31 protein-coding genes and 1 other annotated feature are annotated in these 21,438 nt (G+C 38.1%); of the genes, 5 read left to right on the top strand and 26 right to left on the bottom strand.

Annotated elements, in window-relative coordinates:
- Positions 1-386: 386 nt before the first annotated feature.
- From ABE41_RS07070 to ABE41_RS07045, 6 genes are all read right to left on the bottom strand, one after another.
- Complete coding sequence (locus ABE41_RS07070; RefSeq protein ID WP_156774243.1) at positions 387-713, bottom strand: lipoprotein; 327 nt, start codon at positions 711-713, stop codon at positions 387-389.
- Positions 714-716: 3 nt separating this feature from the next.
- Positions 717-1,280, bottom strand: coding sequence for a GNAT family N-acetyltransferase (locus ABE41_RS07065; protein ID WP_437435462.1), 564 nt, complete (start codon positions 1,278-1,280; stop codon positions 717-719).
- The gene (locus tag ABE41_RS07060) at positions 1,264-1,482 is read right to left on the bottom strand and encodes a DUF3951 domain-containing protein (RefSeq protein ID WP_066288077.1); all 219 of its coding nucleotides are present in this window, start codon (positions 1,480-1,482) and stop codon (positions 1,264-1,266) included. The genes ABE41_RS07065 and ABE41_RS07060 overlap by 17 nt, the downstream gene beginning before the upstream one ends.
- A gap of 12 nt (positions 1,483-1,494) precedes the next feature.
- Positions 1,495-1,737: a hypothetical protein gene (locus ABE41_RS07055; protein WP_066288074.1), complete on the bottom strand. Its 243-nt coding sequence runs from the start codon at positions 1,735-1,737 to the stop codon at positions 1,495-1,497.
- Between the two features lie 21 nt (positions 1,738-1,758).
- Positions 1,759-2,178, bottom strand: coding sequence for a GNAT family N-acetyltransferase (locus ABE41_RS07050; protein WP_066294694.1), 420 nt, complete (start codon positions 2,176-2,178; stop codon positions 1,759-1,761).
- A gap of 267 nt (positions 2,179-2,445) precedes the next feature.
- Positions 2,446-2,994 (bottom strand): DUF3231 family protein, encoded by a 549-nt coding sequence (locus ABE41_RS07045; RefSeq protein WP_066288071.1) that lies wholly within the window; start codon positions 2,992-2,994, stop codon positions 2,446-2,448.
- A gap of 401 nt (positions 2,995-3,395) precedes the next feature.
- Here ABE41_RS07045 and ABE41_RS07040 point away from each other — a divergent pair, with 401 nt between their 5' ends.
- The gene (locus ABE41_RS07040) at positions 3,396-3,746 is read left to right on the top strand and encodes a cyclic-phosphate processing receiver domain-containing protein (RefSeq protein WP_253805452.1); all 351 of its coding nucleotides are present in this window, start codon (positions 3,396-3,398) and stop codon (positions 3,744-3,746) included.
- Positions 3,747-3,811: 65 nt separating this feature from the next.
- Here the strand turns inward: ABE41_RS07040 and ABE41_RS07035 are convergent, their stop codons facing one another.
- The 10 genes from ABE41_RS07035 to ABE41_RS06990 form a co-directional block, all read right to left on the bottom strand.
- Complete coding sequence (locus ABE41_RS07035) at positions 3,812-4,609, bottom strand: PP2C family serine/threonine-protein phosphatase (RefSeq protein ID WP_066288063.1); 798 nt, start codon at positions 4,607-4,609, stop codon at positions 3,812-3,814.
- Positions 4,602-5,057, bottom strand: coding sequence for an HIT family protein (locus ABE41_RS07030; protein ID WP_066288060.1), 456 nt, complete (start codon positions 5,055-5,057; stop codon positions 4,602-4,604). The genes ABE41_RS07035 and ABE41_RS07030 overlap by 8 nt, the downstream gene beginning before the upstream one ends.
- 45 nt (positions 5,058-5,102) lie before the next feature.
- Positions 5,103-5,324: a binding site (T-box leader), on the bottom strand.
- Between the two features lie 53 nt (positions 5,325-5,377).
- A complete protein-coding gene (locus ABE41_RS21595; protein ID WP_066288057.1) occupies positions 5,378-6,295 on the bottom strand; it encodes a GNAT family N-acetyltransferase in 918 nt (305 codons plus the stop codon).
- Between the two features lie 256 nt (positions 6,296-6,551).
- The gene (locus ABE41_RS07020) at positions 6,552-7,094 is read right to left on the bottom strand and encodes a hypothetical protein (RefSeq protein ID WP_066288054.1); all 543 of its coding nucleotides are present in this window, start codon (positions 7,092-7,094) and stop codon (positions 6,552-6,554) included.
- A 25-nt stretch (positions 7,095-7,119) separates the two neighbouring features.
- Positions 7,120-7,443 (bottom strand): hypothetical protein, encoded by a 324-nt coding sequence (locus ABE41_RS07015; protein WP_066288051.1) that lies wholly within the window; start codon positions 7,441-7,443, stop codon positions 7,120-7,122.
- Between the two features lie 105 nt (positions 7,444-7,548).
- Positions 7,549-7,887: a hypothetical protein gene (locus ABE41_RS07010; RefSeq protein ID WP_066288048.1), complete on the bottom strand. Its 339-nt coding sequence runs from the start codon at positions 7,885-7,887 to the stop codon at positions 7,549-7,551.
- 85 nt (positions 7,888-7,972) lie between these two features.
- Entirely contained in the window at positions 7,973-8,602 is a 630-nt protein-coding gene (locus tag ABE41_RS07005) for a pyridoxamine 5'-phosphate oxidase family protein (RefSeq protein WP_066288046.1), read from the bottom strand.
- A 21-nt stretch (positions 8,603-8,623) separates the two neighbouring features.
- Complete coding sequence (locus tag ABE41_RS07000) at positions 8,624-8,899, bottom strand: hypothetical protein (RefSeq protein ID WP_083207702.1); 276 nt, start codon at positions 8,897-8,899, stop codon at positions 8,624-8,626.
- A gap of 21 nt (positions 8,900-8,920) precedes the next feature.
- Positions 8,921-9,646: a hypothetical protein gene (locus ABE41_RS06995; protein WP_066288043.1), complete on the bottom strand. Its 726-nt coding sequence runs from the start codon at positions 9,644-9,646 to the stop codon at positions 8,921-8,923.
- A gap of 15 nt (positions 9,647-9,661) precedes the next feature.
- Complete coding sequence (locus tag ABE41_RS06990; protein WP_066288042.1) at positions 9,662-10,111, bottom strand: GNAT family N-acetyltransferase; 450 nt, start codon at positions 10,109-10,111, stop codon at positions 9,662-9,664.
- Between the two features lie 164 nt (positions 10,112-10,275).
- Here ABE41_RS06990 and ABE41_RS06985 point away from each other — a divergent pair, with 164 nt between their 5' ends.
- Entirely contained in the window at positions 10,276-10,602 is a 327-nt protein-coding gene (locus ABE41_RS06985) for a hypothetical protein (RefSeq protein WP_066288040.1), read from the top strand.
- Positions 10,603-10,709: 107 nt separating this feature from the next.
- Here the strand turns inward: ABE41_RS06985 and ABE41_RS06980 are convergent, their stop codons facing one another.
- The 3 genes from ABE41_RS06980 to ABE41_RS06970 all read right to left on the bottom strand — a co-directional run bounded on the left by ABE41_RS06980 (position 10,710) and on the right by ABE41_RS06970 (position 12,209).
- A complete protein-coding gene (locus ABE41_RS06980) occupies positions 10,710-11,234 on the bottom strand; it encodes a DUF3189 family protein (protein ID WP_066288038.1) in 525 nt (174 codons plus the stop codon).
- Between the two features lie 118 nt (positions 11,235-11,352).
- Complete coding sequence (locus tag ABE41_RS06975; RefSeq protein ID WP_066288031.1) at positions 11,353-11,694, bottom strand: NUDIX domain-containing protein; 342 nt, start codon at positions 11,692-11,694, stop codon at positions 11,353-11,355.
- A 134-nt stretch (positions 11,695-11,828) separates the two neighbouring features.
- Positions 11,829-12,209, bottom strand: coding sequence for a YkvA family protein (locus ABE41_RS06970; RefSeq protein WP_066288028.1), 381 nt, complete (start codon positions 12,207-12,209; stop codon positions 11,829-11,831).
- Positions 12,210-12,381: 172 nt separating this feature from the next.
- Here ABE41_RS06970 and ABE41_RS06965 point away from each other — a divergent pair, with 172 nt between their 5' ends.
- Positions 12,382-12,780 carry a hypothetical protein gene (locus ABE41_RS06965; protein WP_066288026.1) on the top strand — a complete coding sequence of 133 codons (399 nt, stop codon included), beginning with the start codon at positions 12,382-12,384 and terminating at the stop codon, positions 12,778-12,780.
- Positions 12,781-13,074: 294 nt separating this feature from the next.
- Here the strand turns inward: ABE41_RS06965 and ABE41_RS21295 are convergent, their stop codons facing one another.
- Positions 13,075-13,404, bottom strand: a complete 330-nt coding sequence (locus tag ABE41_RS21295) for a hypothetical protein (protein ID WP_066288025.1) — start codon at positions 13,402-13,404, stop codon at positions 13,075-13,077.
- Between the two features lie 610 nt (positions 13,405-14,014).
- Here ABE41_RS21295 and ABE41_RS06955 point away from each other — a divergent pair.
- Positions 14,015-15,757: an ABC transporter ATP-binding protein gene (locus ABE41_RS06955; protein WP_066288022.1), complete on the top strand. Its 1,743-nt coding sequence runs from the start codon at positions 14,015-14,017 to the stop codon at positions 15,755-15,757.
- Between the two features lie 42 nt (positions 15,758-15,799).
- Here ABE41_RS06955 and pheA read toward each other — a convergent pair whose 3' ends face one another.
- The 3 genes from pheA to ABE41_RS06945 form a co-directional block, all read right to left on the bottom strand.
- Positions 15,800-16,624: a prephenate dehydratase gene (pheA, locus tag ABE41_RS06950; RefSeq protein WP_066288019.1), complete on the bottom strand. Its 825-nt coding sequence runs from the start codon at positions 16,622-16,624 to the stop codon at positions 15,800-15,802.
- 178 nt (positions 16,625-16,802) lie between these two features.
- The gene (locus ABE41_RS20985) at positions 16,803-16,946 is read right to left on the bottom strand and encodes a hypothetical protein (protein ID WP_156774242.1); all 144 of its coding nucleotides are present in this window, start codon (positions 16,944-16,946) and stop codon (positions 16,803-16,805) included.
- An 88-nt stretch (positions 16,947-17,034) separates the two neighbouring features.
- Positions 17,035-17,931: a DMT family transporter gene (locus tag ABE41_RS06945; RefSeq protein WP_066288017.1), complete on the bottom strand. Its 897-nt coding sequence runs from the start codon at positions 17,929-17,931 to the stop codon at positions 17,035-17,037.
- Positions 17,932-18,054: 123 nt separating this feature from the next.
- On the opposite strand from ABE41_RS06945, the gene ABE41_RS06940 reads away from it, so the two are divergent.
- A complete protein-coding gene (locus tag ABE41_RS06940) occupies positions 18,055-18,915 on the top strand; it encodes a LysR family transcriptional regulator (RefSeq protein WP_066288014.1) in 861 nt (286 codons plus the stop codon).
- A 61-nt stretch (positions 18,916-18,976) separates the two neighbouring features.
- Here ABE41_RS06940 and ABE41_RS06935 read toward each other — a convergent pair whose 3' ends face one another.
- The 3 genes from ABE41_RS06935 to ABE41_RS21210 form a co-directional block, all read right to left on the bottom strand.
- Entirely contained in the window at positions 18,977-19,420 is a 444-nt protein-coding gene (locus tag ABE41_RS06935) for an SRPBCC family protein (RefSeq protein ID WP_066288010.1), read from the bottom strand.
- A 114-nt stretch (positions 19,421-19,534) separates the two neighbouring features.
- Positions 19,535-20,881 (bottom strand): S8 family serine peptidase, encoded by a 1,347-nt coding sequence (locus ABE41_RS06930; protein ID WP_066288007.1) that lies wholly within the window; start codon positions 20,879-20,881, stop codon positions 19,535-19,537.
- Positions 20,882-21,111: 230 nt separating this feature from the next.
- The gene (locus tag ABE41_RS21210; RefSeq protein WP_172827336.1) at positions 21,112-21,285 is read right to left on the bottom strand and encodes a hypothetical protein; all 174 of its coding nucleotides are present in this window, start codon (positions 21,283-21,285) and stop codon (positions 21,112-21,114) included.
- Between the last annotated feature and the right edge of the window lie 153 nt (positions 21,286-21,438).

Raw genomic sequence — 21,438 nt, 5'->3', positions numbered from 1 at the left:
CTAAATGATCCTTACAATTCCGAAGTCCTTATGCACTATGAAATAAATAAGAATGAACTCATTACCGGTGTATTATGTGAAAACTGCAGTTTAAAAGTACCATTGAAACGATATAAGGCAAATTGGGTTTGTACGCATTGTAAACTGATCTTTAAGAATGCTCATATTCAAGCCTTAAAAGATTATGCCTTGCTAATATCACCTGCAATTACAAACAAAGAATGTAAAAAATACTTAAATTTAACTTCAGACTATAAAACTAAATACCTTTTACATTCACTTAATCTTAAAAAAACCGGTTTTAAAAAAGGAACAGTCTACCACCTAGACTCTCTAATCATTTAACAGCTTCCATCAATATTTGCGCTTCTGCTTCTTCTAGCTCACTATTTATTTCCGTTAGGATTAACAATTTCGATGCTCTTATCTTTGTTCAGCCAAATTTTATACCCCTCTAACCTCTCTGGTTCGTTCGTGTTATATTGGTAGAAAAATGTAAGCATCATGTCTTCTTTTCTGGACATCTGTACCTTTGCGTTTTCCCATTTCACCTGCCTAAAGACCTCTTCAATCGACTTAAGCTGGTTCACGTCTGTAATTATATGTTCCCCTGAACGATTCTCACCCTTTTGAAAATCAATTCGAACCAGCTTCTCTTCATTACATCCAGCTAAACCAATTAAAATAAACAAAATTAACAGCCACTTTTTCATACATTAGTCAGCCGGATTGATAATAGCCATCTGCTGGTGGTCTTCCCATTTACCGTTGATCTTCACATTTTTGCGGGCAAGTCCTTCTTTTTCAAAGCCTGCTTTTTCTAAGACACGAATCGATCCCATGTTACGAGGCATGACTCCTGCTTCCACCCTGTGCAGCTTCAATTCCTCGAAAGAATACTTCACGATCAGCTTCACCGCTTCAGTTGTATAGCCTTTTCCATTGTGCCTTTTTTCTAAGAAATACCCGACAAACGCACTTTGAATGGATCCGCGCATAACGGCAAACAGATTAATCGTACCAATTAAATGATCTTCATTTGTAAAAATACCAAAAAAGTAATCAAGATCCTGTTTAGCATTCTCAGCCATCATCTGAAGTCGCTTCCGCTGACTTTCGAGCGTATAAAAATCTGGCGAGCGCTCCATCGCATACTTCTCAAAGAATTCTTTGTTCTCCACCTGCAATTGAAGAAGTTCTTCTGCATCATCCACACTAAGTAAGCGTATATAAACGTTCTGTCCAGACAGCTTTTGTTTCATATCAATACTTTGGTTCATGTCCATTCCTCATTTCTTCTCTATATTCAATCTCATGTTTTGTATCGTAGATTGGCTGATCTTGTATCACATCAATATGCCTTCCCATCGTAATATCATCATATGGAGTGTATTTATTGGAAGGCATCTTTCGTTTAACGATGATGCGGTAGAGGATGAGTCCAAAAACTACAGCATAAAAGATAATTCCAGCAACCGTCATACCTTAATCACCCTAATTTTTTGAAGCATCTTTTTCATTACCTCTTTTAAAGTTTCCTGTTACTTTAGCAAGAATCAACTGCACCTCGTGGTCAGTTGCGGCTTGCTCAATTCTTTTGATGATTTTCTCCGCTTCCTTTCCCTTTAAAGTCTTTACATGCTTGCCATGAAAATCAATAAAGACCATGTTATCCTTCGTGACTCTATAAGTAAAAACCTCTTCTTCTAGCCGTTTTCGTTTATCGATATTCCCCAATTCGTTACACCTCTTAAATAGTCAAAGTTTAAGTCTAAATACTTCCTGCCATTTTATATTTTCATAACCTATACCTTTATAAAATTGATGGGCTTCTTTTCTATGTCCACCTGAACGGAGCCTAACTTCAGAAAACCCCTTATCCTTTGCCCATTCCTCCGCTGTTCCCATTAACTTCTTGCCGACTCCTTTACCTCGATATTCTGTATCAATCACTAATCCACCAATTTCGGCATATTCCATCTGAATGATACATTTTCCAAACACATGCACCCAGCCGCAGATCAAGTTATCCATTTCATACAAAAAGATCACACTGTCTTTCTCCTGATTAATCTTTTCAAGTCGTTCTTCTACTTGTTCAACTCTAATTTGGTTGCCAAGCTGCAAACAAAGTCTAGGAATCTCTTTGGCATCTACTATCATTGCACGTCGAATCATCCAGAGCTCACCTTCTGTCATTTTGGGGTTTACCACATATTTCTATTGTATTTGTTTATTTCCTTTTTATAAATTGAAAAGCCATAATATATGTATAGCGATTAATAAGCGTACCAATTAAAAAGTAAAGGGTTCTCTTTGTCGTTTAAAACAAAAAAACAATGCAAATAGCCAACAAATTCGTATTTGAATAAGTTGGCTTATTTATATATATCAACGCTGATTACTCCACAAACAGACAGGCAACTGAAAAAGTGGTGCCAAAAATCAGTTACTAGGTGCCCCTGGCGGATAAAAGTAAGGTGGAACTTTAATCCAACCTCTTTTTCTCATAGCAGTTTTTAGTTCCATTCCAAATATCATTTTCTCAGCATGAAATCTTGCCCACATTAGACCAATATCATTTCGAATACATTGACTCATATTTGTAGAACACAAAATAATATTGGAAGCCACTTTTAGTGAAATGAAATTAGCAATTTCCTCATCCGTTACTTTTACACCTAAGGGGACACTGTTTGGATCAGATTTTGGTTTAGATTCTGCCACTTGTGATAATGGGATACCTTCATTTATCATTAAATTTCTTAAAACATCTAATTGATGCTGAGCAAGGTCTAGGGAATTATTTAATAAACTAATTAGCTCATTATCCGTTGTTGTATTTAATGAAGCTTCTAATGCTGGTATTTCTTCTGCTAAAGCTGTGAAATAAAGCCAGCATCCCATTGCCTCTCCAATGTGCGGACGAGGTTTTGGTTCATTATCATTCGTGGTTTTAATGTAATCGATAATTGCTTCGAAAATGTTAGGCATCAGGTCAACTCCTATTTTAATAAATTGAAGATATTACGAATTATTTCCTGATTTGCTTAAACTATGCAATGTATTAGATGTATAGTTCGAAGGGTACATGAAGGGGTACGCTTATTGTTTTATTTTTTTAGTGTTAATAATACCGTTTCCCCAGTATAATCACCTGTGCATTTCTTCAATGTTATAGACCCTTGCTCTGACATCATGCTACAAGAAGCAAAAGGACTGATATGCCAATAAAAATAGATTTCAATGTTACACCTTCCCGGCAAGTGGCTTTTTCATTAATACCAAAAGTATGTTATGATAGTTATATTACAAAAACTTAGGGCTTTCGACTTTTCTTAGTCACCCTCCGTTCTTCGAAGGGAGTGCAAGAAATGGAGAAAATCAGTGTATTTATGGATGATTACCGGAGTCCGCCAGATGGTTATGTGTTTGTCGAGACCATCGACGAATGTATTGAACTCTTGCGAAAGTTCGACATCGAACATCTGTCATTAGATCATGACCTGATAAGTAAAACAAGAAATGGCACAATGCTCGTTCAAATGATGATTGACGAGAAACTTTTCGCAAATCGCATTACCATACACTCCGCCAATTCAGTCGCAGGAAAAGGCATGTATAACCACTTTAAACAAGCACAAAAAGATCTTATTATGCCGCCAACTATTATCGTATCCTTACGACCTTTGCCTCTCAAATTCATCCCGCCACGTGTTCTGCAGCATTATATGGACGTCATGTAACTCACAATCCCTTATACACAATGCTTAAACAAATAAACTGAGGAAACAGCCACAGTTTACCAACATTAAAGATCACTTGGCATAGTGGCCGTTTCCTCAATAAAAACAGACCAAGAGATAATCGTCGTACTGTCCCTCACACCTTTTATTCTAACTTCTTCTAATAAATCCCTGACAGCTTCTGGAACACTCACACCATTAAAAGTACCTTCTACCGCTTCAGGATTTGCAAACGTTACACCAGGACATTCCGTCAATCCATCTGTTGTCATAAAAATAAGGCTTTCACCATGTCTTAATTCTTTCTTGCCAGTGCTGTAACAAGGTACAGTCATCTTAAACGTGTTAACCTCACCCACCCATTCGTAAAAACTTCTCTGGTTCAGCTGCCTCTCACCAAGTGCGATCAATTCAGGATGAAACACGTGAAGGATGCAATCACCTATTGAAAACCACCACAAGTATTTTTCTTTCCGGATAACAATCATACAAGCGGTTTCTCCTGTAGTTTTTCGGCAAGCTTCCATAAAATCCGGCGCCTGGAAAATATCTAATATAAGGGAGTCCATTGTTCTTAGCGCCTCACCTGCCGGCAGCATTAACACCCTTTGAATCTCATCCTTTTTTTTGTTAAAATGATCAACCACCAGCTCCACACTAGAAGCGGTCTTGTGGCCATCAAGAATCATGGTAAATTCCCACCCGCCGCTCTCATTTACCCAAACTAAACAACCGTCTTCATTTTTGTATTGTCCAGCAGACGAGTTGCCGCCGAATCTCCCTACTGCGACATTTCCAACCAAGCTTACATCTAATTCATCAACGAAGTTTTTGTCACTGCCTACCCAGCTCAATTCACTCATAAGAGGTCTCCTCCAAATAACTCTTGATCTGCTCACACACTTGTATGATTTCAGGGTTTTTGCCAAACGGGGCTTCCGGCCAGTCGTACACTTCCCATGCACCCCAGTATGCTTCAGGTGTATTTGGAAAACGCGGGATGATATGCATATGAAGATGCGGAACCGAATTACCAGAAACAGCTGCATAGATGTGCTCCGCCTTTTCTGTCTCCTTTAACGCTTTACTCACTCTTGCCATAATGACACCGAATGCTTTTGCCTCATCCATCGTCATATCACCTAGAGACGGAGCGTGCCGCTTCAAATCAATCATTATATGACCAAGATAAGAAGGTTTGCCTCCCTTATCGATATGACCGACATATACGAACTCATCCTCATAGATCTTAACGCCTGAAGTTTGAATATCCCCATTATGCTTATTGCAAATAAAACAACTCTCACTCATCTGCACTCTCTCCCCTATATAAATATAAAAAGCCCATCATCTCAGGAAAGAGACGATAGGCTGTTCCTAACGTGGTACCACTCTTCTTAGTTTGCTATAAAAAATACAAACCTTCTCAAGACTCGTTCACGGGAGTTAACCGTTCAGATCTACATCTCAATCTGACCGCTCCTAGGCGAGTTCGGGAAATCTATCGGCCGCCTTTCACCAAATCAGCAGCTCTCTACACAACAGAAAATCCTTACTACTCCTAATCAAAGCGTTTATTCTATGGAAAACTTTTACTAATCATAGTAGCATTTGAAAATTCTGTCAATAATCTATTTGAAAATGCTTAAGCTTTTTACTTTCTCCATTGGTAAACCCGCTTCAATATAGCTTCTTACTAGCTGCCAATCACCGTGCTCCATCCTAAATGTTTGAAAGAAAAGATTCGCCGTGTCTAATGGTTTTCCCTCAATTATTAAAGAAGCACTCAGTATGACCATTACTTCATTCTCTTTTAAAGGAATAATCCCATCTTCAGTAAGGAGCCACTCTACATCTTTTTGACGAAATTGGTTAAATGCTTGCTCCCAGCCGTTGATGGATTCTTCGTAACCAAAATCAAAAATTTCTCCATTTTTAATTTCGCGTGCTTGGTAATTTACAGAAATCCACTTTTTCAAATCTTCGAGTGAAGATCGTTTCCATGATTCTTTAAAACCCTCTAAGGATGAACGAAACGATTGATTTATACTACTATTCAAAACTTTTTGATACTTGCTATGTTTGTCCGTCTCACCCAAGTATTCAAAACCATTCTCACGATAGAATTGATTCAGCCTCGGATTGTCCGCCACACAATCCAGCTTCAAATAAGTCTTTTTGCTTTGATGGTTTTCTTCGATCCATTCCAATATACTTTTCCCGATTCCCTTACCCATGTATCTCGGAAAGACTGCTAATCTATGTATATATAAAGAATCATTCGTATCATCAACTCCAAAAATATGCTGATCCCATTCACTTTGTGTCGTTGAAAGTGTGAACGTTCCAACCATCACATCGTCTTTTAAAACGACGAAAGTATCTTGGTTCTCAATAGCCTGCAGAATCTCACGATCGTCTCCGCCCTGTAATAAATAGCCCCACTGGTTGATCTCTTTGTCCTTCAGCCAATACGCGACTTCCTTTAAAAGACTCAGAATGTCCTCACTATCCTTAACAGATGCCTTTATCACATCAAACTCTATCATCGGTCCACCTCCATAATTTCATACAACATGAGCTTCTTCTTTCCTCTCAACTTTTGGTTTTTAATAGACAAAATAAACGGTTACAAATAACACACAAGCACACCTAACACTATCAAACTGCTTACAGCCCAATGAATCCCCCCTTCTACCGTAGTGATCAATCCTGATCCATATGTGCCATTAAGTCCATATAATAAACCGAATGCAATATTCAGGCCGAAATGAAGACCTGTATTTGCCCAAAGAGACCCTGTCTTTAAAAAGCCAACGTGAACGTACAGCCAAGGATTAAGGAAAATACAAAATTCATTAAGGTGAGGTCGCCATTCCAGAAATCATCAAGAGCATAGATGACAATACTGATAAATCCAATTACCACAGGTTGCATCTTGCCTTGAAGGAAATGAATAACATAGCTTCTAGTAATCAAATCATTGATTAATGAACCGAGAAAAAAGCCCACCAGTACTTGGAGAACGATCCACAACGCTTCGATTCCCGTTTTCACGCCCATGATTTGAAATTTACCTAAATACGAATACAAGAGATACATTCGAGTCCAAGTTCCAAAACCGATCAAAAAACTGATGCAAAAAAAGCGAAGACCTCTTTTGCTATAAAACAAACCTAAGCCGCGCAGACCTGAAATACCTACAAATCTAACAAGATAAGATGCTAATGGAAAGAATAGCAGAATACTAATAAACACAATAACTGTATTTGAAATGAAATATGTAGTGAAATTAAAGTAAAGATTTAATACGATAAAAATTAAAATTCCGACTAGGAACTTTTTCATGAACCTACCGCCTTTTAACAAAAGTTCATTTTTTAATTAGGAATTTCTTATTACTAAAAAATAACACTAGCCACACACACAAATAAAAGTATCCGATAACGACAAAAAGAGACCACAATTCACCTTGCACCAGCTGGTTCACCAAGTGTTCCCATTCATTTACACCCTTTTCTCTTCCAATACTGTTTATTAAACCAACCATCTGTACAATTATTAAAACGACTAAAGTGAAGATTGATAAGTTTATTTTTTGAAAACGAATTAAACAATAAATAACAGTCCCTATTATGGCAGCATTAAATAATAAATGAACAATTGTAACCCAAACCGGCATTGTCTCCCAATACATATTCAAATCTCCTCCCCTTTAAGTATATAACATAATTTTACATTTTCGAGGAAATAAAAAAGCAATAATTCCTAAAATGGAATCATTGCTGATATTTAAGATAGATTACCACCAAAAACGTCTAAATCTCCGGATTCCAAAAAACGGGAAACCGAAAAGTCCGAAACCAGGAAAGAAAGGCCCTGCAAAGAAAGGAAAACCAAATCCTGGACCAAATCCAAATACACGCTCTGAACGGTCTTGCGTTTGCATCACCATATACATGTTTTCATTGTCATAGCTGTGGATTTTGCCTTGATAGACCTTGCCGTTTGCCATTTCCACCTCGCAATATTGTCCTAATCTTTGCTTGCAGATGTTCATCCAATCATGATGTCCATCCTTCTTCATGTGGTAATTCTCGTTGGGCATATGATACCCAGCATTGTCTTTGCCGTAGTGCAAAAGAAAGCCTCCTAAAAAATATTCAATACATCATATTCACAAGGAGACAACTTGTTACACTCTCCCGCTCTGAGGAATAAGACCCCTAGTAAAGTTTATTCTTATAACCATCTAATAGAGCTTCTGCAACTACATCTTCTGTCATTCCCGGAAGGTTCACATGATCAGCTAATATCTTTGCGGCATTCGGCAAGTTCTCTTTAGCCGACCACCTATCTGGCTCCCAAAGCCCGGAACGTTTGAAGGCTTTGCCGCAATGCATGAAACATTGCTCTACTTTCACAGCAATTCCTAACAGCGGCGTTTTCCCGTTAACCGCCATTTTCCCCAAAATATCTTCATCGCGAATAATTGCCGCTTCTCCATTAATCCTAAGCGTTTCACTCATGCCAGGTATGAGAAAGAGAAGCCCCACTCTAGGATTTACAAGTATGTTGAACATCGAGTCGACACGCTTGTTCCCCGGACGATCGGGAATAATGAGGTGCTTATCATCCAACACATAAACGAAACCTGGCGCGTCACCACGAGGCGAGCTGTCGCAGTTTCCGTCAGCATCTGACGTAGCGAGGACTAGAAAAGGCGACTTCCCTATAAACTCTCTGCAATGCTGATCAATAGTAGAAATCACTTTATTTTGCCCTCTCAAACTTGGATTTCCTAATAAATTTCTCAATTCTTCCTGACTTGTAATACACTCTTTAAAATTAGTCATTGTAAAAAGGTCACCATCCGTTTATTTTATTGAAGCTCGATGTACTTCATCCTTTTTTACATAAATATCATACTGCGTATTGTCGTTAAAAGATCGTTCACGATCAAATTGGAGTGGAACCTTAACTTTATATTTGATACCATCCGACTGTAATTGTGAGACGACTTTAAAGTAATTTTCCTGTCCAAATGCTGTATAGTAGAGCTTCCAGTTCTGATTTAAATACAACTTTATAAAAGAAACGATGATAATAATGCCTATTACTATAACCGGATAAACCCATCCAACGCCGAGCAAAGTGAGTCCCCCTCCCTCAAATTACAATCCATTATGACTTTGATCATAAAGCGTTGAAGATCCTCGTTCCACTTTATAAGAGATCGACCACGGCCCCCCTGCATCCTCGTCTTTCCACGTCTCAGTAAAAGTTACGATGTACACTTCATCCCCGATCTCTTTAACACTCGTTTCTCTAGTAGCGTTTCCAACCGTAATGACGCCTTCTTCTTTCGGAAACTTATCAATTATGGTTCCTACACCTGACGTTGCAAACTCAACTGCATCCTCGACTGTAAAAGGTGGCTGATCTGGTGATATAAAACTGAGTACAGACCAAATCATCGCAAAAAGAGTAATAGGAGTTAACATGATCATCTTAATTGGTTTATCTTTTTTTATACGATGAAGGATCCACCTGTCGATGAGTGCATAAAGAATTGCTGCCGCAACACCGAACACAGCAAGAATTGGAACTTTAAGCATGATCAGACCAAAAACACCGTGGAATAAAATATATATAGGAGTTTTGATATTGAACCATCTGTTCATAACAAACTCAATTACGGCCGACATTAAAGATCCATAAAACAGTACAATGACTCCACCATACATGCCATACAGCATTCCGGCTGCTAAAAAAGCTTCTCCATAATCAGATGTTCTGCCAGCATCATCATATATGGATATGCTAGCTAGAATCATTGCCAAAGTGATTGCTGTTACAATCGAAGCCATCATTTTTCTTTGGAAGAAGTTTTCTTGCAAATGCTGAACCCCTCTCTACTGATGACTTATCTTCCACTTCAGCATATTTTCATCTGTACCCGTTCTTTCAAATCCTAGTTTTTCTAAAACTTTTACAGAAGCAATATTGTCATCTAAACATTCAGCGACAACATTACTTACGAGATTCGTAGATAACGCCCGATCTATGATGCCATTAACCGCTTCTGTTGCATATCCCCTTCCTTGTGCAGAAGGAATGATGCCATAACCGATTTCAACCGTTTGATCCACCGGTTTCCCTTTGAATCCGGTATCTCCAATAATCCTTCCAGTCTCTTTTTCAATCACAAACCAAACGCCCCATCCAAGCAAACTCTCATCCTCTTTTAAATCCGTAAGATAACTCTTAATAAAGCCATGAATCTCGTAATCTTCTGGCGAAAGCTTCTCAACAAGCTGGTGATCAACAGGTACAATCGTTAGTCTTTCTGTTTCTAGTTTCATAATGAAATTAACCCTCTCTAAGTGTATTTATCTCAATCATAGAGTTATGGAAAAATTTAGTCAATGTATGAAAATACCCCCATAAAAGAGCTTCTCATTATAAATAGTGTATTGAGTACATAAAAAGTTAGACTTACGAATGAACTGCTTTAAGGAGGCAAAAGATGGAGCCGTATGTAAAAGATGCTCTGCTTGAATGGAAAGAAGAGATTGAAAAACAAAAGAAAGAAATTGATGAAGAGTACGAGAATGTTAAGACTGAACTTCAGCTTTATTCTTATAAATTCGGGATTACGAAACAAGTTATTCAATCCACCATCAACGAGGAAATGATCAAGAACATTAAGAAGACTTACCAGCAGCCGTTTGAGGAAAAATACAATGAGCTGAAAGAACAGCTGAAGAAGCTCGAACAAAAACGCAGCGTATTTAACATGTTTGTGGAAAAGATCGAGATTGCCAGTGTGAAGGATACGAACGAACAAAGATAGCTTGGGGGATACCCCAAGCTTTTTAATTGCTTATGAATTCACTTTGAATGATGCCACATAAAAAAGCCCCTAACCAAGTGAGGAGCATTTTCCCTGAAAAAGATGTTTTAACTAACTTCCGTGATTAAAAGTTCTTTTTTATTGTCTATGATAAGGACCTGTTCAGAGGATTTATTAGCCATTTCTTTTGTATGTTCAACAAGATAAGCGATTTGAGCAGAAGCTTGTTTAGCACCCATCACTAGTAAAGGTACTCCAATAAAATCAATACCTAGTCTTCTTGAAAAAAATCCTCCAACCGTCATAGATAAAGGAACTGTCGGTGATGTGTTTGAAAAGATTAATTGTTCCTCTGTTCCATTTCTTTTCTGGAGGATTTCAAACATATCCTTTAAACCAGGAACGAATATTTTAGAGTTCCCCCGTCCGACTGTATAGACGGAATGCCCTTCCTCATCCACCCCGTGGAAGATAATCTTCCCCATATCAGACGTATCCAATTTGTTAAAGTATTCTATATTTAATATCTGTTCTCTCGTAAGTTCAGCATGAGCCGGTAGTTTTTTTAGATGAAAAGCCGCCGCTAGTGCCGTTGTATGTGTACCGCCAAAATCATTATAGATAAAGATCATCCGTGACAACTCCTTGAAATAGTTATCCATAATTATCGCCTTTTGGCAGGTTAATATACTTGCTAGATTTTCAAAGCTTTAATAACTTCACTAACCTGTAAATCATCTTTCATACTTTTTAACGAGTGCCACGCACCTCTTTAAGGTTTTGATTATCCATTGGTAATTCCGGATCGTATCCTAATGTAGGAGGTTTATTGTTTGTCGGTTCAACTAAGTAACACTTTTCAATACCAAGTTCATAATTTCTTGAAAATAAGTATTTTATGACTTTTACGTCTAAGTTTACTTCTTCCCGGACTTCACGAATCACAGCTTCTTCAAAAGATTCAGCGTTCTCTAGCCCGCCGCCGGGTAATGTCCAGAAGGATTTACGATCAGTTTCTTCACGAACCATAAGGATTAAGTTGTCTTTAATGATAGCTGCAAAAGCTCTTGGTCTCTCTTCAAGGTGTAGCATTTATTCCTTTCCCTCCCACGGGGTTATCGATATCCTCCAATTTCTGTAATTCACTTTGAACTCTTTTCTATTGTTTTTGCAGAAATCCCTGCTTAATAGAAAAAAAGTGACCTCCAACAGGAGAGACGCTTTCGTTATTTGATGTATTGAAATATAGCCATACTGCCCCAGATTAAAATAATCCCCCAAAAGATAATGATTAAAGTGCCAACTAGCCAATTCTTCGGTTTCCCCTTTACCATCAACTCTTCTGCTTTTTCTTCACAATCCTTGATTACCGCGTTAGGTATCATCTTTAAAGCAAGCTTGATCCCTAAAGGAACGATAATAATGTCATCAAGATAACCCAACACAGGGATAAAGTCAGGAATAAAATCAATCGGACTGAATGCATATGCAACAACACATGCAGTAAATACCTTTGCATACCAAGGTACTCTAGGATCCTTATAAGCGAAGTAAAGAACATATACATACTTTTTTAGATTTCTTGCCCAGGTTTTAATTTTATTCATCTTCACATAACTTCCTTCTGGATATCCTAACTTCTTTTTTACAGTATAATCGTTTCAATTTGCATACCTCCATGAAATTCTTATAAAAGGATTAAAATTCTCACTTAGTAATCTATTTATTGGAACTTTTTTCTAATTTGTTCGTAATAAATAAAAAAGAGGGAGTGATGATTTGAAGAAGTTAAGTCTATTTTTTATACTATCCGTGATTTGGTTAACGGGTTGTCAGGATGATCCGAAAGCTAAAGAGGAGAAAACGTTTGTATTAGAAGATAGCATCAAGGACGGAGATGTGATTTTACAAGAAACGGGTCAAAGTCCCCCACTTAATTATAAGATACATAATTTAGATAAACTTTTTGCACTTATTAATAAATCGAAAAGTAGTGAGTCAGCTGCACTGTCATTTGTTAATGTAACGAAAGATGGAAAAAGTGTAGAAAATACGATATCTACAAAGGACGGACAAATCAAAATAGACAACAAATTTTTAGGAATGAAAGATTTTTATTTAACGGGTGGCGGGGAAACCCTAATTGGATTACAAGAAGTTAGAACTGCCAGAATATAGATCCCAATTATAGTGGTGTAACCTTAACTGAGTGTGAAGGTGGAAGCGACAACTTCATAATCGTTCCTTATCGAACACTTGAATTTAGAGAAGCTAAGGCAAAAGTAAGAATAAAGGATTAAAAGGACTTGTTATGAATACTGAAAAATTTCTATATAGGTTTGGAGCGGTATCACTGTTGTCGTGGATATTGCACTTTACAATATCCTTTAGTGAATATAGTACATCTAAAATAATAACTGCTGCCGTATTTCTTATAATTGCTTTAACGATTTATTACACATTTGTTTACGTTTATTTCCATTTTAAACGGGGTGAAATAATCGTAAGTGCAGGAATAATAGGTATTGCCTTAATCATCCTTTCATTCATTATTTTTACTAACAAACAATAAAACACACGCATAAATGGCGTGTGTTTTATCACTACAGCTAAGAAAGCATGCTCGGATAAAAGAGTGTCTAACGATGCACGAAGATCGATTGCAGGGTTCGTTACCTCAGCAGACATTTGACCTTTGCTATGGCTTTCGTGGCCATGCCCATCTGCTACGCTAAAAGTAGGGATTAATAAAGATACACTTAGTGGAACAGCAATTAATGCTTTTTTCATTTTCTTGTTCATGGTTAACTCTCTCCTTTTTTTGAACATTTTTTGATAGATTCATAAAGCTAACGAAGAGAGTTTTGATTTGGATCACTAATTCAGAAAAAAAGTTTGATTTTTTTGGAGAAAAAAAGATTTTACGGTACGTGTTCTTACATTTATTACACGTTCGCTCAAGATTGCTGAGCTACGCTCAGAGTAGATGAGTTACGCTCAAAATAGCCGAGGTACGCTCAAACTTGCTGATCTACGCTCAAATCAGCTGAGGAACCCTCAAACCAATAATTTTTCGGTACGTGTTCCTACATTTATTACACGTTCACGCAAGATTAGTGAGTTTTCACGCAGTGAACCTGTGAACCCTCAATTTACGCTGTGAAAAACAGTGCTAAAAAACAATTTTCAGTTAATTACAAAAATTTAATGTTCTTTCCCTTATAAAATCATCTACAATGTAAGTATCAACAAATAAGGAGGCTATTCACATGAGAAACATGACGAATCAAACCGTACAAACATATAAGGGTGGAACCGGTTAACGAAGAAATTCGCCGCTTATCGTTTTGATTCTCTTAACGGTGTACTCCCTTATATGTGTTTATTTAAATAACACACAAAGGGGTAAATCATGCATTTTCCAGTTAAAAAATTTTTTTCCTATTACAAACCGTATTTAAAGATATTTCTATGCGTATTGTTATGTGCCTTACTTGTATCTTCTGTGACTCTTGTTTTTCCGCTGCTCGTTCGCTACATTACGAAAGATGTACTCGAAGGGAATTTATCTGATGCACTAAGTGAAGTGTATTGGATTGGCGGACTGATGCTTGTTTTAGCAGTGATTCAGAATATAGCAAACTACTTTCTGGACTATAAAGGTCATGAAGTCGGAGCTCTTATGGAAAGAGATCTGCGCAGCGAACTATTCGCACACATGCAAAAACTTTCCTTTAGCTTTTACGATAAAGAACGGACCGGCCAGCTTATGTCCAGGGTAACGACCGATCTTCTCATGCTTGCTGAGCTTTATCATCACGGTCCTGAAGACTATGTAAAATATTTGACCCGATTTGTTGGAGCGTTTGTCATATTGTTCTTTATTAACGCACCATTAACGATTGCAGTATTCTGTTTTTTGCCCTTTTTAGGAGCCTTTGCACTGTACTTTAATAAGAAGCTGAACAGATCATTTAAAGAAAATAAAGAGCGGATCGCCGACGTAAATGCACAGGTAGAAGATAGTCTCTCGGGAATCCGTGCCGTACAATCATTTGCTAACGAACACCTCGAAATCGAAAAGTTCAGCCGGGAAAACAATCGTTTTCTTGATAGCCGAAGAAATACCTATAAAGGTGAAGCGTACTTTTACAACGGAGTAGAAACATTTATTCAGCTTATTACAATCGCGGTAATCGTCTTTGGAAGTGCCAGTATTGTTAGCCAGAAGTTAGATTTAGCAGACTTAATCACATTCTTGCTTTATATCAACTTTATGATCGAGCCCATTCAAAAACTGACCCATATGACGACACAGTTTCAAGAAGGAATCACAGGTTTTCAGCGATTTATAGAAATAATGAATCTAAAGCCAGCGATTGAAAACAAACCTTATGCTGTTATTCTGTCTGACGTTGATGGTGATGTGGAGTTCCATCACGTATCTTTCCGTTATGAAGACCATACGGAATATGTCCTAAAGGGGCTGTCACTGCATGTGAAGCCAGGCGAATACGTAGCCTTGGTGGGTCCATCTGGTGCAGGAAAAACGACTTTGTGCTCACTCATTCCCCGCTTTTATGATGTGACATGTGGAAATGTCTTTCTTGACGGGGTAGACGTGCGTGATATCGAATTGCATTCATTAAGAAAAACAATTGGGATCGTACAGCAAGATGTTTACCTGTTTGCAGGAACCGTTATGGAAAATATTCGCTATGGAAATCCAGAGGCGACTGATGAAGAAGTTATTGCGGCTGCCAAGCATGCAAATGCCCATGACTTTATCATGAGTTTGCCAAACGGCTACCATTCTGAAATCGGACAGCGAGGAGTTAAACTCTCAGGCGGTCAAAAGCAGCGATTAAGTATCGCACGGGTTTTCTTAAAGAATCCGCCCGTTCTCATTTTAGATGAGGCAACAAGTGCACTTGATAACGAAAGTGAAAGCATTATTAAAGAATCACTCGAATCATTAGCTAAAGGACGGACAACAATTGTAATCGCCCATCGCCTTTCCACAATTCGAAATGCTGAACGGATCATCATGCTGACCGAGAATGGAATTGCCGAGCAAGGCACACATGACATGCTGCTCAAACGCGGTGGAGTTTATGCTCATTTGTATTCCAAACAATTTGAGTTACAAGCGTAAAAAAATCGGCGCACTCTTTAAGATAAGAGTGGCCGATTTTTTTTATAATTTCGTTGTATTATAACTTCCTAAAACTCGAACATCATGTCCATAAGCTTCTAAGATCGCAATCGCTTTTGTCATCTTTTCTTCATGCAAACCATTTTGTGTTTCAATAAAAAAGTGATAGGTCCCTAATTGTTTTTTCGTTGGACGAGACTCAATCCAGGACAGATTGATTGAAAGTGCAGTAAATACATTCAGGATGGATGACAGTACCCCTGAATAATCTTCCGTCGGTGAGATCAACATCATTGTCTTCGTTCGATCTTCCCTTTGTTTTACAGGTTCCTTGCTGATTACGACGAAACGGGTATGGTTGTTGCTGCAATCTTGTATTCCGCTTTTTGTAATCTGCAGATCAAACACTTCAGCCGCATATTTGGAAGCAATCGCTGCGACATCTCTTCTTTCTTGGTTCTTAACCGCTTGGGCGGCTGCAGACGTACTGTCAAACTGCCTGCTTTTCACTTTAGATTCTCTGATAAAATCTCTGCACTGGGCAAGCGCTGGAACGATGGACCAGACTTCACGCACTTCATCTAGTGAGGCTCCTTTTAGAGTGAGAAGATGCAGGGAAACCGGGAAAATCAATTCAGCTTCAACAAATAAATCATACGTTAACAGGCCATCTGCAGTAATATTGATCGTTCCCTCAATAGAATTTTCGATCGGAACAATCCCTTTATCCGCCTTGCCTTCACCTACCGCTTCTAATACATCAACGATAGAATCACTTTTATACCACTCAATATCATCATTCGTAAAATAACGAAAGGCAGCTTCTTCTGAGAAACTTCCTTGAGGACCTAAGTATGCTACTTTCATATTTAGAACACGCCTGCCTTTTTCTTTTCGTTTCAGTATACATCTATTGATTAAATACACCAACTGATATTTTTGAAAATTGCTGTAAAATTTATTTACCTCGTATAACAATGTATAGGCTAAAAATATATCTCGTTTCTATCACGAGATATAAAATGCGATTAAGACTCACGAAGTCCTATTTTTTCTCTAAACTCTCTGCAATTCTTTTTAATGATTGATTCATTTGATACAACATAACAAGAACAAATATCGTTAAACCAATTGGTAGTATAAAAGTAAATAGCCCCATTAACGGCAGCCAAGTTCCTGCATATTCCATATTATTATCCCCCTTATAAAAACATAGCTTGCTCTTATAAATATAATAACATTTATTGGAAAGCAGCATTCTTTTTTTACAACTTCAGTTATTTCATTATGCCGCTCTTTACTTTCAACATTCTTATATCAGCCCGTTTTCTAAATGTAACGGTGGCTGTAAATACTCCTAATAGAATGATTAACGCACCCAGGTATCCTCTCAACCCCATGTTTTCCTGAAGAAAGATGAATGCAAAAATGGCGGCAAATATCGGTTCGAGTGAAAAAAGAAATCCGGTGCTTTCTGGCGTTGTGTATTTTTGAGCGATGGACTGCATAACAAATCCATATGCTGAACAAATGAATGTGAGCCCGAGTATGGCGATCCAATGAATCATCGTATGTGGTAAAACAGGCACTTCTAAAATAAACGTTCCGACAGCCGCAAAAAAAGCGGCAAATCCAAGCTGATAGATTCCCAGCTGCAAGGTATTTACTTCTCTTGCAAAGTGATTGGTTACTATAATGTGTACTGCATACAAAAAGGCAGCGATTAAACAAAGAACCGAACCAAACGCTAACGTAAAATCTTCTCCGATGGTTAGCAGAGTTAAGCCGATTGCAACAAATACAACTCCCAGACTGATCTTTCTGCTTGGCAGCTTTCTTATAATGAACGCCTGAAGTATTGGCACTAAGATCACCGTTGTACTAATCAAAAAGCCAGCAGTTGAAGCCGTCGTATGTTTGATACCATACATAAGCGTAATGAAGATCCCCCATAATAAAAAACCAAGAATTAAACTGTATTTCAACGTTCTAGCATCTGTTTGAAATACTTTTTTCCGAAAAATCAGCACCATTATGATAAAAGCAATCCCGAATCGTAGTGCCACAATGGTTAGGGCCGGAATCGTATCTATTACTAGTTTCATAAAGATATAAGACATTCCCCATCCCATAGAAACGGAAACTAAAATCCAGTTCGCTTGTTTAGGTGTCATGCAGCAGCCCCTAACCCTTCATGTATTTTTGGATTGGATTTATCGTATCACCTCCCTTTGCATTAATAAAACGAATATTTATAATAGAACTATTAGGAATTCTAATGTAAGGGAGAAAACGGGATGAATGCATATTACGCCTTTATAAAAGCGATCGAAACAGGCAGTTTCACGAAAGCCGCAGAAGAACTTGGCTACACCCAATCAGCGATCAGCCAAATGGTGCATTCTTTAGAAGAAGAACTTTCTACGATCCTTATTCTACGCTCAAGAACGGGTATTACATTGACTCCTGACGGTGAGGAATTTTTGCCATACATTAAGAAAATCTGTAATTCACACAGGGAATTAAAAGAAAAGATGAAAGAGATGGAAGGACTTGAGAGCGGGATTATCCGAATCGGCGTATTTTCAAGTGTTTCCTGCCACTGGCTGCCAGGATTGATGAAAGATTTCAAGGTACAGTACCCCGCTGTTCATTTCGAACTGCATCAAGGTGATTACACAGAGATCTCCAGTTGGATTAAAGAAGGCAGCGTTGACCTTGGCTTCGTGAACCCGAAAGCCGTATCAAACCTGAATATGATTCCCTTGCAGGACGATGAAATGTTAGCTGTATTTCCTAAAGATCATCGGTTGGCAGAGCAGCATGAAGTCTCATTAAAAGAGTTATTGAAGGAACCTTACATCCTTTTAGATGAAGGAGAAATAAGTGAACCGTTAACGATTTTTCAACAAAACAATTTCGAACCCAACATTCAATACCGGGTACATGATGATTATACGATCATGTCAATGATCGAACAGGGTCTGGGAATCTCCATCCTGCCAACACTTGTCTTACATCGGTGTCCTTATCATATTGTGACTAAAAGAATTTCCCCATCCTTTGCCCGGACAATCAGTCTGGCATATAAGGATAAAAGAGTTCTGCCGATCGCGAGCAGATATTTTATTGACTTTATTATAGAAAGATATAGATAAGCATAGATAACCATAAAAAAGAGTAACCACTTTCGCTTAAGCAGTTACTCTTTAAAACTTCTTAATGGATTAATGATGCCCTTAAAGTATTTACATCATTTTCTAAATACCCCTTTAAACACGTCAATGTATAAACCCAGCCTTCTTTTTGGCCCATCATTTTGTTAACAACGTCAGGATCATCTTCTTTCAAACCTGATTCAACCACTTCAACTATTGTACTTTCATCATCCAATTCAGTCAGCTTAATGGTAACAAGCGAACCATTATCATGTTCTGCTCCCCAGGAAAAAACGATTTTCTTATTTTCCTCAACTTCTAAAACTTTTATTTCACCTTCTGCATTGTACTCGTCATATCTTAATATAACTGTTCTGCCTTGAACCCATCTTTCAGAACTGGAGGAAAACCAAAAGCCTCCTATTTTCTCTGGATCTACAATGGCTTCAAAAACATCAGCAGCAGGCTTAACAATCTTCATTTGTGTAATTACTTGGGTATCCATAATCATAACTCTCCTATTCTGTTCTTCTTATTCATTATTAAAATGATTACATACTTACATTCTACCAAACAAAAAAGCGGGGCAATATGCTGCCTCCGCTTCTTTCAGTTAGTATTAATTTAACGCATCTACAGCATTAATTAATCCGAAACCTGATTCTCCATCATAACCTCTTTTAAATACATCTTCAGAGGAAGATTGGATGATGCTCTTAACCTGTGCCGGGTTCAGCTTGTCTTTCCCGTGCTGAGCAATGATAACACCTGCAAGTGCAGCTGTTTTTGGTGCCGCCATGGAAGTTCCGCCTTTATAGCCGTACCCTCCTCCAGGAATAGTTGCTAGACATAGATAAGTATTATCTCTCCCAGCACCAGTTGCAGGATCGTAGTTCGGTCCAAGATCTCCACCCGGAGCTAGTACATCAATTTTTCCTACACCATAGTTCGAGTAGAATGCTAGATTCTTTAGCGCTCCGCCTGCTGAAACCCTGATCATAGTCTGGCTGCTTGGACTGCGGTGTGTTGCACCATTATCATCCCCTGATAGTTTACCAGGCGAACTGATATCAACCGCATTGTTTCCAGCAGACCCAACTACTGTAACACCCTTTTGAATGGCATATTGAATGGCTCTATTAAACAATCGAACATCAGCTACGACATCTTTTGTAGCATAGTCTGGGTTTTGGAACCAGTCATAGCCGCCAAGGGACATGTTTACTACATCAACATTATCATCCGCAGCAGTCATTAATGCTTCAGCAATATGAGATGTTTCCGCTCCACCTGTTGGTCCAAATACACGGTAAGCAGCTACTTTTAAGTCAGGACCGATACCCATTGTGCGCCCTTTAGCTGCAATGGATCCTGCAACGTGTGTTCCGTGTGAGTTTTCATCCATCGCATCAGGATATCCTGGAACAAAAGATTTACCGTAAGCATAGTTATCTTTTAAGTCAGGGTGGGTGTAATCAATACCTGTATCAATAACCCCAACCACAATATCTTTTCCATCTACAGATTCACCCGTCCCGCCTGGCAGGGTCCACGACTCTCCATTTTGAGTAACCTGTTTAATATCCCATTGATATTTATTGTAAAGTTCTGCATCAGCACCATACGAACTTACTAGTGCAACTTCTTCAATAGCGGCTTGTTCAGGCTGCACAATATTTTGTACGCCTGCTTCTAGTACAGTACTAGATTTTTTGATTTCAGAAAGGAAGTTTGGATTACTAGAAACAACTTCAACCGCACCTAGCTTGTCCAATCTCGATTCGATTTGTCCACCAGCTTTTGAGATTTCATTCCCAAATCCTGAAGGTAATTTCGCTTGTTCCTTAAAAATAACTATGTATTTCTTTGCCTGACCATTTTCAGCATTCACATTACCACCGCTGCTAAAGGTCATTGTCGCTCCAAGTGTTAGAGCTAACGCACCAGCTAAAATCTTCTTTTTCATCCAATTACTACCTCCTTTGAACTAATACTTTTATTATAGTGATATTTCTACTATTTACAATTAAGATTTCTGACAATTACTAATATTCAGTTTAAATTACCTATACCTATGAGTCTAAAGGTACATATCAACATGACTGTCGCTTTATTAATATTAGGTAAAAATAACTATCTGCCTAAAATAAAAAAAGCCGCATGATCTGTGATCTGCGACTTTTTACTATTATTTAATCAACCCGTATTACTTCGTTCAATGGCTTCATCCCAACTTGGAAAATAATGAAGGGCGTTTCTCATGAGTTGAGGATTTGTTTTCTTAACTTGTTTTTTGTTCAAATTCGAACCTTTTGCCTTTAAACCTTGAATCTCCAATAAGACTTCTTCTGAGCTCATATTTACTTCCATAGATACATCCTCCTTTAGTTGTCTTATCTTCATTCATTACCAATTAGGAGTTTATTATACGTATTTCATCCTTCGTCTTCTCTTCTGTCTATCAAGAGTACAGTGTGCCACATTCTTTTTACGCTTTTGAACAAAAAGTGTCCAAGCATTCAC

Source organism: Fictibacillus arsenicus (assembly GCF_001642935.1).
Classification (GTDB): domain Bacteria; phylum Bacillota; class Bacilli; order Bacillales; family Fictibacillaceae; genus Fictibacillus; species Fictibacillus arsenicus_B.
The sequence above is the reverse complement of the archived record's forward strand: the minus strand, read 5'-3'. Positions and strand labels throughout refer to the sequence as shown.